Source organism: Lacinutrix sp. MedPE-SW (genome assembly GCF_001874145.1).
Lineage (GTDB): Bacteria > Bacteroidota > Bacteroidia > Flavobacteriales > Flavobacteriaceae > Lacinutrix.
In genome coordinates this window covers 22,922-40,779 of record NZ_MPCX01000014.1, presented here as the reverse complement: position 1 = coordinate 40,779, position 17,858 = coordinate 22,922, and the positions used below count along the sequence as shown (strand labels likewise).

The window sequence follows — 17,858 nt, the reverse complement described above, 5'->3', positions numbered from 1 at the left end:
TTTTAATCTTCAATAGTTTGTACTGCTGGTTTTCCCGAAACTTTTTCTTGTAACCATTGGAATAATATAAATAAGATAGGAATAACAAAGACTCCTAAAATGGTACCAATAAGCATTCCGCCTGCTGCTCCAGAACCAATAGAGTTGTTTCCTTCTGACCCAACACCTGAAGCTAATGCTAAAGGCATTAATCCCAAAATAAAGGCAAACGATGTCATTAAAATTGGACGTAAACGTGACTTAGCACCATCTATCGCTGCATCTACAATGCTCTCGCCTTGTTTTCTTCGCTGTAAAGCAAACTCAACTATAAGTATGGCATTTTTAGCCAACAGACCAATAAGCATGATTAAGGCAATCTGGAAATATATATTGTTTTCTAACCCTAAGAATTTAGTACTTATATAGGCACCAAATACACCAAATGGTAATGATAATACTACAGCAAATGGTAGCAAGTAACTTTCGTATTGTGCACTTAATAAAAAGTATACAAATAAGATACTTAGTATAAATATAAACGTTGTTTGGTTTCCTGCATTAACCTCTTCTCTAGTCAAACCAGAATAGGCAACTGTATAGTTACTAGGTAGTTTTGCTACCTCTTCCTCAATAACTCTAATAGCATCACCTGTACTATAACCATCGTTAGTAGCACCAGAAATCATGGTAGAATTAAAAAGGTTAAAACGTGTTACCGATTGTGGTCCATAAACTCTTTCAAGCGTAACAAACTGTGTAATAGGCGTCATCTCGCCAGAATCTGTACGCACATACATGCTGTTTAAAGCATTCTCGTCTGCTCTATCTTCTGGTAATGCTTGAATATATACTCTATATTGTTTTCCGAATCTAGAAAAATCGGATGCATAAATTCCTCCTATATAACCTTGTAATGTTGAAAATATACTACTTACAGCTACGCCTTTTTCTTTTGCTAATGGTACATTAACTTCCATTTCATATTGCGGATAATTAGTACTAAAAGAAGATTGTGCATATTTAATTTCTGGATGACTCATTAAAGCCATAGAAAAGTCTTTATTAGCTTGATCTAAATCTGTAAACTCACCACCAAATTTATCTAATAAATTAATTTCGAAACCTGATGAGTTACCAAAACCACGTATACTAGGAGGTGAAAAGAATATAATATTGGCATCTGGTATTCCTGCTGCTACACCAAATAATTTTCCTGTAATAGCTTGTGCAGATAACGACTCGTCTTCACGTTCATCCCAGTTTTTAAGTTTTATAATACCAAAACTATAATTACTACCAGCACCACTTATTAAACTTCTACCTTTAATAAAGTTTACAGCTTCTATACCTTCTATACCTTCAATTTGAGCATATAATTTTCTTGAAACAGCATCTGTTCTATCTAATGATGCTCCTGGAGGTAATTCTATGTTTGCAAAAATAATTCCTCTATCTTCATTAGGTACAAAACCTGTTGGAGTTGTCATTGAAGCCCAATAAATACCAACACCTGCAATAATTAATAGTAATACTGAAACAAATTTTCTTTTGTATAAAAACTGTAATGATTTACCATATCTATTAATGGTTGCATTAAATCCACGGTTGAATAAGGTATAAAAACGTTTTAATGGTCCTTTTCCTTTTAGCTCTTCGTCTTCTTTATGTTCTTTTAATAATAAAGCACATAATGCAGGACTTAAGGTTAATGCATTTACTGCCGAAATTAAAATGGCAATAATTAACGTAACACCAAATTGCTCATAAAAAACACCTGTTGGTCCAGTAATAAACGTTACTGGAATAAATACCGCTGCCATTACCAAAGTAATTGAGATTATGGCTCCAGAAATTTCATTCATTGCAGTTAATGTTGCCTTTTTCGGGTTGTGTTCTCCTTCGTCCATTTTAGCATGAACAGCTTCTACAACAACAATAGCATCATCTACTACAATACCAATAGCAAGTACTAAGGCAAATAATGTTAGCAAGTTAATAGAATAGCCAAAAATATTTAAGAAGAAGAAGGTACCAATAATAGAAACCGGTACTGCAATTGCAGGAATTAATGTAGAACGGAAATCTTGTAAAAAGATAAATACTACTAAGAATACCAGTAAAAAGGCTTCTAATAATGTGCTAATTACTTTTTCTATTGAAGCGTTTAAGAATAAACTAGTATCGTATGGTACAAAAATGTCTAAACCTTCAGGAAGATCTGCTTTTACATCTTCTAAAGTCACTTTAATGTTTTCAATAATTTCTTGTGCGTTAGATCCTTTAGTTTGGAAAATTCCCATAAAAACTGCTGGATTACCCATACTCATGGCATTAGATGAGTATGATTGTGCATCTAACTCAATAGTTGCCACATCTTTTAAGCGTAAAAACTCTCCGTTTCCTAAAGCTTTAATTACAATATCGCTGTATTGCGCTTCGTCTTTAAAACGACCACTATAGGTTAATGTATACGAAAATGATTCACCATTATTTTCACCTAAAGAACCTGCTGCTGCTTCTAAATTTTGCTCTGCTAAAACTGCAGTAATATCTGAAGGTATTAAGTTATAAGACGCTAATTTTTCTGGATTTAACCAAACACGCATAGCGTAATCTTGTTGTGAAAATACACTAACATCTCCAACACCACTAATACGTTGCATTGCTGGAATAACGTTAATTTTTAAGTAATTCTGAATGAATGTAGCGTCGTAGTTATTATTTTCAGTATACATAGAAATAAACATCAAAGCACTGGTTTCCTGCTTTTGTGTTACAACTCCTGTTTGTGTTACCTCTTGTGGTAGTAATGGTGTGGCTCTAGCTACACGGTTTTGAACGTTTACAGCTGCAATATCTGCATCTGTTTCTTGATCAAAATATACCGTAATTTCGGCAGTACCATTGTTTGATGCTGTAGAGGTTATGTACGTCATACCTTCTACACCATTAATTTGCTCCTCGATAGGTACGATAACACTCTCTAAAACGGTCTCTGCATTTGCACCTGTATAATTTGCAGTTACTTTAATAGTTGGTGGTGCAATATCTGGATATTCCTCTATTGGTAAGGTAGTTATACTAATAACACCTAGCATAACTATGATAATAGAGATTACTGTTGAAAGTACTGGTCTTTCAATAAATGTTTTTAACATGATAAATATGTTTGGTGGTTATCTAATTTCTAAATAAAGTTGCAACCGGCTTAATAGCTTCTTCAAATGAAGTTTCTTGAGGCGCAATTGCCATACCGCTTCTTAGTTTTCCAATACCAGACACTACAATCTTGTCGTTTGGTGCTACACCAGACTCTACAACATATAAGTTATCTACAGTACCTTTTACTTTTAAAATAGAAGTTTCCACTTTATTGTTTTCTCCTAATTTGAAAATCATAATATTACCTTGCTGCTCAAAAGTTGCAGTTTGTGGTACAACAATAGCGTCTTTATACTCAATTGGAAATTTAATTTTTCCGCTGTTTCCGTTAGTTAAAATTTCGTTTGGATTATCAAAAGCTGCTCTAATTTGAATAGTACCTGTACTTTGGTTAATTTGTCCTGTACTGGTTTGAATACGTCCTTTTTCAGAATACTCCTTACCATTTGCTAAAACTAAAGTTAAGTCTGGCGAATTTTTAATACGCTCTGCTTTGTTTTGACCTTCAGAGCGTTGTAAATGATCAATGTATTGTGCTTCATTAAAGCTAAAAAAAGCATAAACTTCGTCTATTTGACTTACGGTTGTGAGTGGCGTTGCATCATTTGGGCTAATTAAAGCACCTTCTCTAAAATTAATGGCTCCAACAAAACCATCAATAGGACTTTTAATTGTAGCATAACCAATATTTGCAGTCACACCACTATAATTAGCTTTAGCCTGCGCTAAATTTGCTTTTGCAGTTTCTAACTGTACTGGACTAATAATGTTTTTTTCTACTAAAGGAATTAGTTTATCTACCTCAACTTGTGCTACATTTACTTGTGCTTTTGCTGCGCCTGCATCTTGACTTAACGATTGTGTTTCTAGTTTAAATAATACTTGTCCTTTACGTACTTTTTGTCCTTCGTCTACATATACTTTTTCAATATATCCAGAAGTTTTTGCTCTAACATCACTATTTACTTTACCTTCAATAGTTGTTGGATACTCTGTATAACCAGTAACGGTTTTTGTTTGTAATTGTGTAACAGGAAACGGTAAAGCTTGTTGCTGTTTTGCTGTGGCAGCTTGTGCATTTTTATTGTCGGCACAGCTGGCTAAAGCTAGAAAGACACTAGCTATGGTTAATATTGAAATTATTCTATTTGTTTTCATTATTCTAAAGGTTGAATTTGTTTTTTATTAAGTTTTCTTTTAGTTCTTTCATAGATGCCGAAGCACTTGCAATAAATTTGAGATAATTTATATGAAAGGTTAGATCGAATTTTTCTTCTTCATCTGTTGTCTGCTCATTAATAGCTTCTTTATAAGCTTTCATTTCAAGATGAAGCGCCTTAACAGATTCCCACTCTTCAATCATAGTATCTATATGGTTGAATACAGAATCTTTATTAATTACAAAGTATTTTTTACGGTCACCTGTTTTAGTGAAGTATTCTATTTTTTTTAAATCTTGTAAATGATTTAAATGCGTAGAAATAGTGCTTTTACTTGCGCATAAAACTTCAACCATCTCATCGAAAGTTGTACCTCGTCTTCCTGTTAAAATTATGTAAGCCATTATACGTGCTGCAACAGGTGCTATATTATTTCTATTTTCTAAATGGACGCCAAGCTTTTCTACAAGTGCCATTTTTTTACTGCATATTTCTTTCGTCATTATTACTTATTTTAATAATTACACGGCAAAAATAAAACTTAGTTCGGAACAAACCGAACTAAACGAAGTTAAAGTGTTGTTAAATAAAAAAGCCAACTGTTAACAGTTGGCTTTTAATTGTATGTACTTAATATAGAATTTTATAAAGCAGATTTAAATTGCTCTAAAAATCTAATATTATTTTCACTTAATAATCTAATATCTCCTATTTGGTGTAAAAGCATTGCAATACGATCTATTCCCATACCGAAAGCAAAACCAGAGTATTCTTTAGAATCGATACCACAGTTTTCTAATACATTAGGATCTACCATACCACAGCCCATTATTTCTAACCAACCTGTGCCTTTAGTAATTTTATAATCTACTTCGGTTTCTAATCCCCAATAAACATCGACCTCTGCACTTGGTTCTGTAAATGGGAAATATGAAGGACGTAAACGTATTTTAGATTTCCCAAAAAGCTCGGTTGTAAAATATTGAAGTGTTTGTTTTAAATCTGCAAAACTAACGTCTTTATCTATGTACAATCCTTCTACTTGGTGGAAAAAACAGTGAGAACGTGCCGATATAGCTTCGTTTCTATATACTCTACCTGGTGATATTGTTCGAATTGGTGGTTGGTTATTTTCCATATAACGTACTTGTACAGAACTTGTATGGGTACGTAATAAAATATCTGGATCGGTTTGAATAAAAAAGGTATCCTGCATATCTCTTGCCGGATGATATTCTGGTAAGTTTAATGCTGTAAAATTATGCCAATCGTCTTCTATTTCTGGTCCTTCGCTTACGTTAAAACCTATTTGAGAAAAGATATTTATAATTTGATTTTTTACTAAAGAAATTGGGTGACGCGCTCCTATTTCTACAGGTGCTCCAGGCTTAGATAAATCGCCATAATCGCTTACATCTTGAGTAGTATTCTCTAACTCACTTTTTAGAGTATTTACTTTTTCTTGAGCTGTAGTTTTTAACTGGTTTATTGCTTGTCCAAATTCCTTTTTCTGGTCATTGGCTACATTTTTAAACTCTGCAAAAAAATCGTTTAATAAGCCTTTTTTTCCTAAATATTGAATTCTAAAAGCTTCTACTTCTTCTATTGTTTGTGCTTTAAAAGCCTCTGCTTCTGCTATAAGCTCTTTTATCTTATCTATCATAATCTTTTATGCTGAATTTATTTCAGTATCTAAATGATTGGCAAATTTATGAATTTTATCGTGATTTGCGTTAGCGATGGAGGCATTTGTTGAAGCTCTTTTATTTGCCTTAAAGCAAATTAAAAGCGACTGCCGAGAGCGCGACCTTTGGGTAACGCCCTAATTTATTGAATATATTCTGTTTCTATAAAGTAATTAACTATAGCTTCTTTCATTAAAACACTTTGTTCTCCTGCTTTTAGGCTTGGTAATTGTTCTTTTACTTTGTAGTGTGGCCAGCCGTCTTTATCTACAAAATCGAATTCATAATAGCCGTAAGGTGTTAATAGTTTGCATATTGCTATATGCATTAAGTCTAATTTATGGTCTTTTTTAAATTTACGGTCTAGTTGCCCTAGTTCTTGCACACCTATAAGATAAATTATAGCGTCTAAATCTAGAGTTTCTCCATCTGCAAATTGGTTAGAGAGTTTTTCTACTACCAGGCTCCATCGTTCTTTTAATTCTTGATCTCTTGACATGTATAAGTTAAATGTATAAAGTTTGAAAGTTGCAAAGTTAGTTTATATTTGTTGAAATTGTATTATTATGGCTGTTATTGATATTGTTTTAGGTGCTTTGCTTTTATTTGGCTTAGTTCGTGGTTTTTTAAAAGGTCTTTTTGTTGAAGTTGCTTCTTTGGTTGCTTTAGTTGCTGGTGTTTATGGTGCCATTCACTTTAGTTATTTTGTTGCTGAATTTCTTGAGGAAGGTACAGAATGGACAGAAAAAACAATTAATATTACTGCTTTTGCTATTACTTTTGTAATTATAATAGTTGTTATTTCTTTAGCAGGTAAAGCCCTTACTAAACTTGCAGATTTTGCTGCTTTAGGTATTTTAAATAAGCTTTTAGGTGGTGTTTTTGGTGCGCTTAAAATTGGGCTAATTTTAAGTATTTTATTAATTGTGTTTAATAAAATGAACAATACAATTACGTTTATAGATGAAGAGCATATTGAGGATTCTATACTTTATGAGCCTGTAAAATCTATTGCTCCTATATTATTCCCTAATATTATTAAGGCTGAAACTGAAGATTCTATAAATGAAGATTTAGAAACTGAAACTGAGGCATAAAAAAACCTGCACCGTTTTTATTAAACAAATGCAGGTTATATTTTTAGTTTAATTTTATTAAAGCATTTCTACTTTTCCAGATTGTAAACTGTAAACACCTCCTACAATTTTAATTTCGCCATTATCTTCCATTTCTTTTAAGATTGGGCTTTTTTCTCTTATGCGGTTTATTGTTAATTGTACATTGTTTTCTACGGTTTTAGCTACAAATGCTTTATTTGATGAGTTTGCTTCACCTTCAACTTCTTCTGCACTTTTATGTACTGCTGGTAAAATGTTGCTTAGTAAGTGTGTAATGTTTCCTAATTCTACACCATCGCAAGCTGCTTTTACTGCTCCACAAGCTTCATGACCTAAAACTAGTACTAATTTACTTCCTGCTACTTTACATGAGTATTCTAAGCTTCCTAAAATGTCTGTGTTTTCAAAGTTTCCGGCTACTCTAGATACAAATATATCTCCTATTGCTTGGTCTAAAACTGTTTCTACTGGAACACGAGAATCTATACAAGAAAGTACTACTGCTTTTGGGTGCTGACCTCCTGTAGTTTGTGATATTAATGCTGAGTTATCTACTGCTTGAGAATCTCCTGATGTAAATCTCTTGTTTCCTTCTAATAAATCTTGTAATACGTTATCTGGTGTTAATGTGTCTTGTACTTGTTTTGTTATTGCTGTGTTTTTCATTTTAATTAATATTTTTCTTCCGCGAAAGCGAAAAATTGATTTAACTTATTTTTTTTAATATTTATCTTCTACATTGTTTTTAACCCAATGTAAGCAAGAATCAAAATCTTTAAATATATGTTTTGCTGGTACTAAATTTGGTATTATTTCTATTCGCTCCATCATATAGCGTGGTTGTTTTAGTAAATTTACAAAGAGCACATTCATGTTTTGCTTTTTTAAATCTACTATAACATCTTCCATTGCGTATAATCCAGATTGGTCCATATACTGCATTCTACCCAAGCGTATTACTACTGTTTTTGCTGTATTAGGTATTTGTTTGGATAATGCTTGAAACTCGCTTGTTGAGCCAAAAAACAATGGTCCTTTTACGTGTTTTATAAACACTTCTTCTTTTAACCTTACTGGAAACCCAACTTCGTCTGCCCAAGCTTCTTCTTTAAGAGACTTAACATCGCTTCTTTTAGCTGTTAAATCTCCTATTTTTTTCATAAACAATAAAGATGCAATTACTAAACCAATACCAACGGCGTAAACTAAGTTCCAAAATGTTGATAATACTAATACAGCTAGCATTACTAATACTTCTGAGCTTAATTTTATAGGCCCGATTTTCATATCTTTTGGTAAAACAGGTATTGCTTTTAAGCCTTTATAATCCATAACACCAATACCAACTGTTATTAGAATTCCTGCTAATACTGCTGCTGGAATTTTTGATGCTATTGGACCTAGAGCTAATAAAATTACTAATAGCATTACGCCTGCAATCATACCAGATAGTTTTGTTTTACCTCCAGCATTAATGTTTACAACGGTTCTAATAGTTGCTCCTGCTCCTGGAATGCCTCCAAAAATTGCTCCTATACTATTACCAATTCCTTGACCTACCAATTCTTTATTTGGTTTGTGTTTAGTTTTAGTCATATTATCTGCAACTACACTTGTTAAAAGCGAATCTATAGCACCTAATAATGCTAATGTGATTGCTGTAAAAATATATGGTGTAATCGCTCCTAATGAAAAGCTTGTAAATATTTCTAAATTTGGAATTGGTAAACCTGATGGAATCTCTTCTATTGGTCTATAATCTAATCCGAAACCAAAAGCTATACCAGATACTACAACTAATGCGACCAAAGCACTTGGTATTTTTGTTGTTATACGTTTAAAGCCATACACTATAAAAATGGTTGATAGTGCTAAAATAAGCTCTAACCAGTTAATATTTTGTATTGCTCTTGGTAACGATTTTAGTGTTCCCATAACTCCAGATGTAGCAGATTTTGCAAGTGTTTGAGACTCTTTTGCTATATCTTCTTGAGTTAAGGCTTTTGCTCTTTTTATAGTTTCTTGAAAATCTTCTAACACTAAAATACCTTCTCCAGCTTCTTCTTTAAGTATATTCTCAAGAATAAGTTCTTGGGCTTGTGGATTGAATTGGCTTACTAGTTCTACATCTTCTTTTGGGTAGTACCCAATAGCAGGTAAAATTTGTGTTACCAATATTATTACACCAATTGCCGTCATGAAACCAGAAACTACAGGATATGGTATGTATTTTATGTATTTACCAAAGCCTAATGCGCCAAGTCCAATTTGTATTAAACCTGCTAATAAAAAAACGGTTAATATTGCTGGCAATGCTTTTTCCACACTACCGTCGTTTGCTGCAATTATTCCTGCAATTACAACCATACTTACTGCCGTCATTGGAGCAGTTGGACCAGATATTTGTGTGTTTGTACCACCAAATAAAGCGGCAAAAAAGCTAATAAAAATAGCACCGTATAAACCTGCACTTGGTCCTAACCCAGAAGAAACTCCAAAGGCTAAAGCTAAAGGCAAGGCAACAATACCTGCTGTAATTCCGCCAAAAGCATCTCCTTTGAGGTTTGAAAAAAAGTTTTTCATTTTTATTTAAGGTTAGGTTTCTAAAGTTACTTTTAATATACTTATTTTTAAAGTATTATCTATTAAAATAATATTATTTATTAAAAGTTAACAAAGGCTATTAGGTTTATTTGATCTCTTCCTGATGTTTCAAAAAATTGATTCATATAACCTAATTCTATTTTTAAAGATTTTGAAAATTTATAGCCTAAACCACCATACAATCTATTTCTATCGAAAACAGAAGATTCTGTATTTAAAAAGATTTCGTTATATGCTGAAAGGTATAATGGGTTGTTGCCATCTTCTTTATATTGTAATGGAATATTTAACCCTAAAAAATACCTGAAACGCATTTTAAAATCGTCTTCTACAAATCGTTGTTCAAAACGGTAACGATGGCTTAAACCTACTTTTCCTACTTTTTGTTTGGTTGTAAATTGTTGAAAAATTCTGTGTTCATTTACAGAAACTTTCTCGTTAGTATCACCTACATAATTTTCAGATAAAATATAACCATAGCCCAATAAAATATTGTTGTTATTTTCGGTTAAATTATAACCTAATCCGGTTCTTAATAACAACTGTTCTAAGTCTCCAACAGCATCGTAATTTCTGTATTGTATTTCGTTATGGATATTCCATTTACTATTAAGCTTTTTATTTCCTATATAAATAAGCCAATTACCTAAATTACTATCTTGTGCTGTTGATAAAAACGGCACAAATAGAACGGCTAATAGCACTATGGTTAATTTGTTTTTCATCTATTTTTAATTTACTTGATTTCGTAAATCTGTAAATAATAAAGGAACATCTATTTTATCGATTAGATTTTTAATTTCCTTTTTTACAAATACAGATTTTTCCTTTTTGATATTGTTTTCTCTATTGACACAAAAAAGATTAATTTTATTTTGAACAATATAGTTTGACAAGTTTTTTATGGCGTTTTCGTTTTTCTCGAAAACATATTCTGTATTGTCATTATTTGTAACAGGTGATTTTTCTATAGAGTTATTAGTATTTTTAATAAACATAAACGATTTCACTTTACTTGTTGAATACTCTAGAAAAACATCTGGAGGTAACAAGTTTTTATTATCGTTATTTGTTTTTAAAACACCTAAGTTTAATTCATTACTAGGTTCTAAAACATTCTTCCTTGAGGCAATCATTACTAAGCCTTTAAAATTGTCAATAATATAATTTGTAACATTATCACCAATAAAGTTCACTGCTTTAGCTTTCCTTTTCCCTATTACTATTGCGTCTGGATTATTTTCATCTATATGCTTTATAATTTCATTTTTCACATTACCATAACTAAAATTATAATTTATAGCAATGTTATGTGATTTAGAAATAGCATTAACGGCTTTTTGTATTTTAGATTCAACTAAAGTGTAATCTTCGTTAATTCCACGAATTGCAGATAATTGGTTATCTACATTTACAACATCGGTTGGTTTCTTTACATAAAAAAGAGTAATCTCACCATTTATAATATTGGCTAAAGCTACTGTGCTTTTTAAGGTACTTTCGATGTTTTTTTTAACATCGATAAGTACCAAAATTTTGCTTTTGTTATTTTCCATAACATTTTAGCTTAAACTAATACTAGACTTTGGTCTTAGCTGAAAGAATTCTATAAAACTTGGTGGGTTTTCTACAACACCTCGTTTAGAAATTAATTTAATGTCAATATTTCTTTCTTTTGCTTTAAAAGCAAAGTCTTCAAGTATCTCTACAATATCATGATCAAGATATCTTGTTTTAGTAACATCAAATTCTAAATATGTGTCTCTAGGCAAGCTATCTAATTCTTTTAATATAGCGCCTTTGTTAAAGAATGTAACTTCTTCGGCTAATTCCATTTTTATTTTATGCTTACCGTTACTTTTATCTTCAATATGTAAGAAATGAGAGTTTTGGTAACTTTTTAGTAAAATAACTATTACACCAACTAGTAAACCCAATCCTATTCCCCAAAGAAGATCTATAAATATAATACCTAAAACGGTTACAGTAAATGGTATAAATTGTTTCCAACCTAAATCATACATTTTTTTAAAAAGTCCTGGCTTAGCTAACTTATAACCTACGATTAATAATATTGCTGCCAATACAGATAAAGGAATCATATTTAATAATCTTGGAATTAAAATTACAGAGATTAATAAGAAAAAACCATGAACAATAGCAGACATTTTACTACGTCCACCAGACTGAATATTCGCAGAACTTCTTACAATTACTTGTGTAATAGGTAATCCTCCAATTAAACCAGAAATAATGTTTCCTGTACCTTGAGCAAACAACTCTCTATTTGTAGGTGTTACATTTTTTTCTGGGTCTAACTTATCTGTAGCTTCTACACATAATAAAGTTTCTAAACTTGCTACTAATGCTATAGTGAATGCAACAATCCATACTTTTGGATTTGTAATAGCATTAAAGTTTGGAAAACTAAATTGCGCTAAAAATGAAGCTGCATCTTCAGGAATTGGTACACTTACTAAGTTTTTTCCTTGTATTGCTAATGTTGAATTATCTTTAAATATTACATAAAATATAATACCAACAATTACAGCTACTAATGGTCCTTGAATAAGGCTAAATACTTTATGTTTTTTTATTAATACTTCTTGCCAAAGCAATAAAATTAATAAGCCAATAATTGCAATTGTAACATTAGCTACACTAATATCTAAAATTGAATTATAAATTGCTGTAAATGTACCTTCTCCTTTTGGTGGAACATACCCTACAAAATATGGAATTTGTTTTAAAATAATTATAATTCCAATACCTGTAAGCATTCCTTTAATTACAGATGACGGAAAATAATAGCCAATAATACCTAATTTAAGTACTCCAAAAAGAATTTGAATTATTCCTGCAATAACTACAGCTACTAAAAAGTTTTTATAACCTAATGTCGCAATTGCAGCAAATACAATTGCAGCTAATCCAGCTGCAGGTCCACTTACTCCTATTTTAGATCCACTTAATGCACCTACAACAATACCTCCAATAATTCCTGCTATTAATCCTGAAAAAAGTGGCGCTCCACTTGCTAATGCGATACCTAAACATAAAGGTAAGGCAACGAAAAATACTACGATACTTGCAGGCAAGTCGCTTTTTAATGTTTTAAACATTTTTTAAATTGATTTTTTACTATTGAAAATATTTCAATAGTGTTTACTAAATAATAATTTTATGGGACTACAAAGTCTAACGAATTAATACTTAGATAAAATCGGGTGGTGGAGCAGTAAAGTTTAAATGAGGTTTAGGATAGGTTTTATAATAATATCCTAAATTTGCGCTTTGCAATGTGTTGAAGAAAGAATTATTGTCTTCTGTAGTTTTTGTGATAACCATTTTAAAACAAGCGTTTTCTTCTTCTTCTTCAGAAAGGCTATAGAAAACAGAAACATCTGCAGTGTCATCAATAATAGTAATTATTGATGGAGCTGTAATAATTGCTAAAAACAGCACTGTAAAAAATATAGAAATATTTATTTTCAAATTTTCTTAAAATTGAAAAGCAAATATAAATCTTGATTCTTAAATAATAGTTAAACTATTAATAAAATATGTCTAATAATTTTATATCGCTATTTGGAATCCAACCTGTTTTACCATCACTAAGTTTTATTTTTTTCCAATTGTTTACTGTGTCAAGTACCTGCACTTTAGTTCCTTCATGCAAAACAAAAGCTTCGTCACTTCTTAAATTAGGCTCGCTTTTTACTTGTGCTTCTTGTGCAAAAACTATTGCAGGATTATTTTGTCTAGTTAAATTGTAATTATAAAAGGTAAAGGCTAATGCTATAAAGGCTAAAAATACACTTAATGTACTACTTATAAAAAGCAAACGCTTTTTTCCTGTTGTATATGTAAAATAGTATGCTAAATACAATAATACAAATAACACTACCAAACCTATAGATACTTTTGCCCAAGCATCAAAAGACATAATATTTGCAAAGTTTTTTACAAATTTAGATAAGCCAACTTCTGGTAAATTATCTATAGCATCTACACGCATGTTGTTAGCAAACGACAAATTATTTTTTATATCCTTATCGTTTGGTTTTAAAGCTAGAGCTTTTTCATAATAATATACACTTGGTGCTATATGATTTAATTTATAATGCGCATTTGCTATATTAAAATAAAGCTCTGCCGAGTGTTCGTTAGTTTTTAAAATAGCTTCATACCTACTTAAAGCTTCGGCATATTTACCTTGATTATATAATGTATTACCTTGCTCAAAATATTTTTCATTTTGTGCAGATACGCTTCCTAAGAAGAATAAAAATATGTAGAGTAAGTATTTCATTTTTTATTTAAAACTTATCTAATTTGCTTATCTATTAAGTTTATTGTTTTTGCTGCTTTATCGTAATCTTGTTGCATGGTTACAGTTGTAATTGGCGTATATCTTGCTAATTCACAATTTTCTAGAATACTTATAAAATCGTTAATTACGGTTTGTTCTACATTTTTTTCGGTTAGTAGAACACTAATCCTGTCTTTACTTAACTCGCTTGTTTCTATATTTAATTTTGCTTTTAAATAATTATGGAGTGCTCTTTCTAAAGCTATGTAAAAGGCTTCTTTTTGTCCTAGAGATTTTTTTGCGGCTCCTAAATATTTTTTAGCCAAACGGTCTGCTTTTCTAAGTCTGTTTCCTACTACATCACTTGCGCGCTCGTCTCTTTTTCTTCTAAAAACTATAGCTAGTGGTATACATAACAATGGTGCTAAAAGGCTTGTCCAGAATGCTGTTGATTTAAAAAACGGCTTTTGGGTTTTAGAAATAAAATGAGGCTCGGTTTTAATAAAAGCAAATTGATCATTACTTAAAACCACACGTTGTTTTTCACTACCTTGAGTGACTAAATTATTATCTGAAGCTCCATAAACCGGACCTTCTAAAACGTTTACAATTTGTTCGTTAGTAGAAAGTCTTTTATAACTTTCTGTTTTTGGATCGAAATACGAAAATGAAATTGCGGGAATTGGATATTTGCCTTTGTATTGCGGTACAATAGTATAACTGTCTGAAATACTACCTTGCATTCCATTAAATGTTGTACGTACGTTCTCGTTGTGTTCTGGCTCGTAAACCTCTAAAGATCCTGGTAAGTTTAACTTAGGGATTTCGAAAAGTTTTAAGTTTCCTTTTCCTTCAACCTCAACTTTAGCCTGTAGAGACTCTGATGCATTTAATGCTGTTTTAGAGGTGCTTAAATTAATTGAAAATTCACCTACTGCACCATTAAAATCTTCTGGCTTGTTTTCTTCTGGTAAAGGTTTTACATTTATTGTACGACTTCCTGCTGATACATTTACTAGAACTTTACTCATTAATCGTTGCCCAAAAATATCGCGTCGTCTTGTTGGCACTTCGGCAGTGACTTCTAATTGTAATGGTTCGATTTCTAATTTACCTGTTTTTTGTGGGTATAAAACAGTACGTCTTAATATTACAAACTGGTAATCTTCACCTTTATATTTACCTCGTTCGGCTTTTAAACCTTTAGGATTTATGTTTTGACTCCAAAAATCGTCGAATTCTGGATCTTTTGTTTCTCTCCAGTTACTAACTCCTGTTGATGGCGAAACATAAAGTTTATAAACTACAGTAACTGCTTCGTTTAAATAAGGGTTTGTTTTAGAAACCTCTGCTACCAAATGTATATTTTCACTTGCTACAACACTTGGGCTATTAGGGTCTTTAGGCTTATCTATAGCTTTAGTTACTTTTATAACTATTGGTGAGCTTTTATAGGTTTTGCCTTCAATTTCTATTGTTGCTTCTTCTATCATAAAGTCACCCATGCGTTCTGGAGCTAAAAAATAGCTATAGGTTTTCTCGAATGAGCGTTTACCATTAATCCATGAGTTACTTACAGATTGGTTTGGACCACCAACAATATTAAAGCCACTAAACTTTGGAGCTTTAAAATTATCTCCATCTTGATTCATAGAAAAATCTACACGTAATCGTTCGTTTAAACCTAGTGTTTTTTTACTTACTCTAGCTTTAAATTCTACTTGCGCAGTTACAATACTTGTAGAAAGTATTATTAATAAAAATGATATGTATTTTATTAGTTTCATTATTTAAAATAAACATTTTGATATTTCCTGTGTTGCGAAAATAACGAATATGTTAATTACCAATCTTTTTCTGTTTGAACTTTAGCACCTTTTGCTTTTTCGGCATTTATTTTCTCTTGTACTTTTTGTTCTTGATTATTCATAGCTTCTAACAAGTTTTTAATTTGTTGAGGCGATAATTGTCCTGGTTGCTGTTGCGGCTTTTGTTGCTCTTTCTTTTCGTCATCTCCTTTTCCGTCTTTTTCTTTTTCTTCGTCTGGTTTACCTTTATCTTCTTTGTCGTCTCCTTCTTTTTTATCGTCGTCGCCTTGGTCTTTTTTGTCGTCTTTATTTTCGCCTTCGTCTTCTTTCTCCTTTTTATCTTTATTTTCTTCGTTTTCTTGGTTATCGTCTTTTTTATCGTCTTCTTCTTGTGGTGGCTCTTGATTTTTAGCACATTCTTTTGCAAGACCTAAATTGTAACGTGTTTCATCATCTGTTGGATCGCTTCGTAATGCATTTTTGTATGCATCAATAGCTTCTCTACATTTTTTATTTTGCATTAATATGTTACCTATATTATGGTATGCTTTGTGTTTTTCGGTTTTATTAGTTGCATTTTTTACTGCTTGTTGATTGCGGTAAAGTGCTTCGTCAAAATTTCCTTTTTTGTAATAAGAATGTCCTAAATTATATGCTCCTGCTGTATTTGTTGGTTGTGTAGAAAGTGCTTTTCTATATTCCATTTCTGCTAAAACGAAATCGTCTTCACTCACCAAATCATTAGCATTATAAATTAAATTGTTTGCTGTTTGCTTAATTTTATTAAGCTTTTTAATATTTTCTTCTTCTTGAGCGAAAGAAAATATTGAAACAAATACGAATATGTAGGTTATTAAATTTTTCATTTTTTTCAACTTCTAAATATATAAAAGTGTCTCTTTTATGTGTGTTAATGATTTTATAAAAATTAACTCATTAACATTCAGCTTGTTTTGCACGCTTCCGCGGAAGCGAAATTTATAGATTCTCGTTAAAGAGATTAAGTTTTTTAAGCCATGCTGTTTTTCTTTCTAATAGGAAAATATCTATAAAAAGAAACAATATAGCTAAGCCTAAAAACCATTGAAATTGGTCTTTAAATTCTGCAAATTGTTTAGCTTCAAATTCGGTTTTATCCATTTTATTTAAAATGTCTCTAATCTCATCTACCACTTCACTTGTAACTCTACCGTTTATGTAGGCGCCATTGGCTTCCTCTGCGATATCAACAAGTGTTTGCTCGTTTAATCTTGTAATTACGGTTTCGCCTTGTTTGTCTTTTTTATAATTTAAAACAACACCGTTTCTTTTTATTGGAATTGGACCTCCTTTTGCGTCTCCAACGCCTATTGTAAAAATACGAATACCTTCGTTACTGGCTTCTTCGGCAACATTTGCGGCTGCTTCACTATGGTCTTCTCCGTCTGATATTATTACAAGTACGCGATTTGTTTGCTGGTCATCGTCATAATATGTTTTGGCTAATTCTATGGCTTCGTTTATTGCTGTACCTTGAGATGACAACATATCTGTATTCATGTTTTGTAAAAACATTTTCGCAGAAGCATAGTCTGTTGTTATTGGTAATTGTGGAAATGCTTTACCAGCGTAAGCTATTATTCCTACGCGGTCACTTGCTAGGTTGTTTATAATTTGCGTAACTAACTGTTTTGATTTCTCTAAACGGTTTGGTGCAATATCTTCTGCAAGCATACTTTTTGATACGTCTATTGCAAATACAATATCTACACCTTCACGTTTAATTGTTTCTAGTTTTGAACCTACTTTTGGATTTACTAAAGCAATTGCCAAACTTGCAAATGCTAAACATAAAACGAGAATTTTTAGTATTGGCTTAAATAACGATTTGTTTGGACTTAAGCGTTTTAATATTGCTTGATTTGCAAATTTGTTTTGTGTGTGACGTTTCCAAAACTGAAGCATTAAAAACAGCACTATTATTACTGGAATAACCAATAATGCCCAAAACCATATTTTTTCTTCTAATTGAAACATCTTTTAATGTT

Annotated in this window: 16 protein-coding genes; 1 reads left to right on the top strand and 15 read right to left on the bottom strand. The window is 31.5% G+C overall.

What is annotated here, in order from left to right; genetic code table 11:
• Positions 1–2 precede the first annotated feature (2 nt).
• The 5 genes from BM549_RS12550 to BM549_RS12530 all read right to left on the bottom strand — a co-directional run bounded on the left by BM549_RS12550 (position 3) and on the right by BM549_RS12530 (position 6,488).
• Positions 3–3,140: an efflux RND transporter permease subunit gene (locus BM549_RS12550; RefSeq protein WP_290470591.1), complete on the bottom strand. Its 3,138-nt coding sequence runs from the start codon at positions 3,138–3,140 to the stop codon at positions 3–5.
• A gap of 22 nt (positions 3,141–3,162) precedes the next feature.
• The gene (locus BM549_RS12545) at positions 3,163–4,302 is read right to left on the bottom strand and encodes an efflux RND transporter periplasmic adaptor subunit (RefSeq protein WP_290470590.1); all 1,140 of its coding nucleotides are present in this window, start codon (positions 4,300–4,302) and stop codon (positions 3,163–3,165) included.
• 4 nt (positions 4,303–4,306) lie between these two features.
• Positions 4,307–4,807 carry a transcriptional regulator gene (locus BM549_RS12540; RefSeq protein ID WP_290470589.1) on the bottom strand — a complete coding sequence of 167 codons (501 nt, stop codon included), beginning with the start codon at positions 4,805–4,807 and terminating at the stop codon, positions 4,307–4,309.
• Between the two features lie 140 nt (positions 4,808–4,947).
• Positions 4,948–5,967 (bottom strand): phenylalanine--tRNA ligase subunit alpha, encoded by a 1,020-nt coding sequence (pheS, locus tag BM549_RS12535; RefSeq protein WP_013869514.1) that lies wholly within the window; start codon positions 5,965–5,967, stop codon positions 4,948–4,950.
• Between the two features lie 164 nt (positions 5,968–6,131).
• Positions 6,132–6,488, bottom strand: a complete 357-nt coding sequence (locus BM549_RS12530; protein ID WP_013869515.1) for a hypothetical protein — start codon at positions 6,486–6,488, stop codon at positions 6,132–6,134.
• Positions 6,489–6,555: 67 nt separating this feature from the next.
• On the opposite strand from BM549_RS12530, the gene BM549_RS12525 reads away from it, so the two are divergent.
• Positions 6,556–7,086, top strand: coding sequence for a CvpA family protein (locus BM549_RS12525; RefSeq protein WP_013869516.1), 531 nt, complete (start codon positions 6,556–6,558; stop codon positions 7,084–7,086).
• Positions 7,087–7,143: 57 nt separating this feature from the next.
• Here the strand turns inward: BM549_RS12525 and BM549_RS12520 are convergent, their stop codons facing one another.
• From BM549_RS12520 to BM549_RS12475, 10 genes are all read right to left on the bottom strand, one after another.
• Positions 7,144–7,773: a carbonic anhydrase family protein gene (locus BM549_RS12520; RefSeq protein WP_290470588.1), complete on the bottom strand. Its 630-nt coding sequence runs from the start codon at positions 7,771–7,773 to the stop codon at positions 7,144–7,146.
• A gap of 54 nt (positions 7,774–7,827) precedes the next feature.
• A complete protein-coding gene (locus BM549_RS12515) occupies positions 7,828–9,690 on the bottom strand; it encodes a SulP family inorganic anion transporter (RefSeq protein ID WP_290470587.1) in 1,863 nt (620 codons plus the stop codon).
• 80 nt (positions 9,691–9,770) lie between these two features.
• The gene (locus BM549_RS12510) at positions 9,771–10,436 is read right to left on the bottom strand and encodes a DUF2490 domain-containing protein (RefSeq protein WP_290470586.1); all 666 of its coding nucleotides are present in this window, start codon (positions 10,434–10,436) and stop codon (positions 9,771–9,773) included.
• Between the two features lie 6 nt (positions 10,437–10,442).
• Complete coding sequence (locus BM549_RS12505) at positions 10,443–11,267, bottom strand: universal stress protein (protein ID WP_290470585.1); 825 nt, start codon at positions 11,265–11,267, stop codon at positions 10,443–10,445.
• A gap of 6 nt (positions 11,268–11,273) precedes the next feature.
• A complete protein-coding gene (locus BM549_RS12500) occupies positions 11,274–12,833 on the bottom strand; it encodes a SulP family inorganic anion transporter (protein ID WP_290470584.1) in 1,560 nt (519 codons plus the stop codon).
• 91 nt (positions 12,834–12,924) lie between these two features.
• Positions 12,925–13,206: a hypothetical protein gene (locus BM549_RS12495; protein ID WP_290470583.1), complete on the bottom strand. Its 282-nt coding sequence runs from the start codon at positions 13,204–13,206 to the stop codon at positions 12,925–12,927.
• Positions 13,207–13,264: 58 nt separating this feature from the next.
• Entirely contained in the window at positions 13,265–14,023 is a 759-nt protein-coding gene (locus BM549_RS12490) for a tetratricopeptide repeat protein (protein ID WP_290470582.1), read from the bottom strand.
• Between the two features lie 14 nt (positions 14,024–14,037).
• Complete coding sequence (locus BM549_RS12485; RefSeq protein ID WP_013869524.1) at positions 14,038–15,810, bottom strand: BatD family protein; 1,773 nt, start codon at positions 15,808–15,810, stop codon at positions 14,038–14,040.
• Positions 15,811–15,866: 56 nt separating this feature from the next.
• Positions 15,867–16,697, bottom strand: a complete 831-nt coding sequence (locus BM549_RS12480; RefSeq protein ID WP_290470581.1) for a tetratricopeptide repeat protein — start codon at positions 16,695–16,697, stop codon at positions 15,867–15,869.
• Between the two features lie 112 nt (positions 16,698–16,809).
• Positions 16,810–17,847, bottom strand: coding sequence for a VWA domain-containing protein (locus tag BM549_RS12475; RefSeq protein ID WP_290470580.1), 1,038 nt, complete (start codon positions 17,845–17,847; stop codon positions 16,810–16,812).
• Positions 17,848–17,858: the final 11 nt, after the last annotated feature.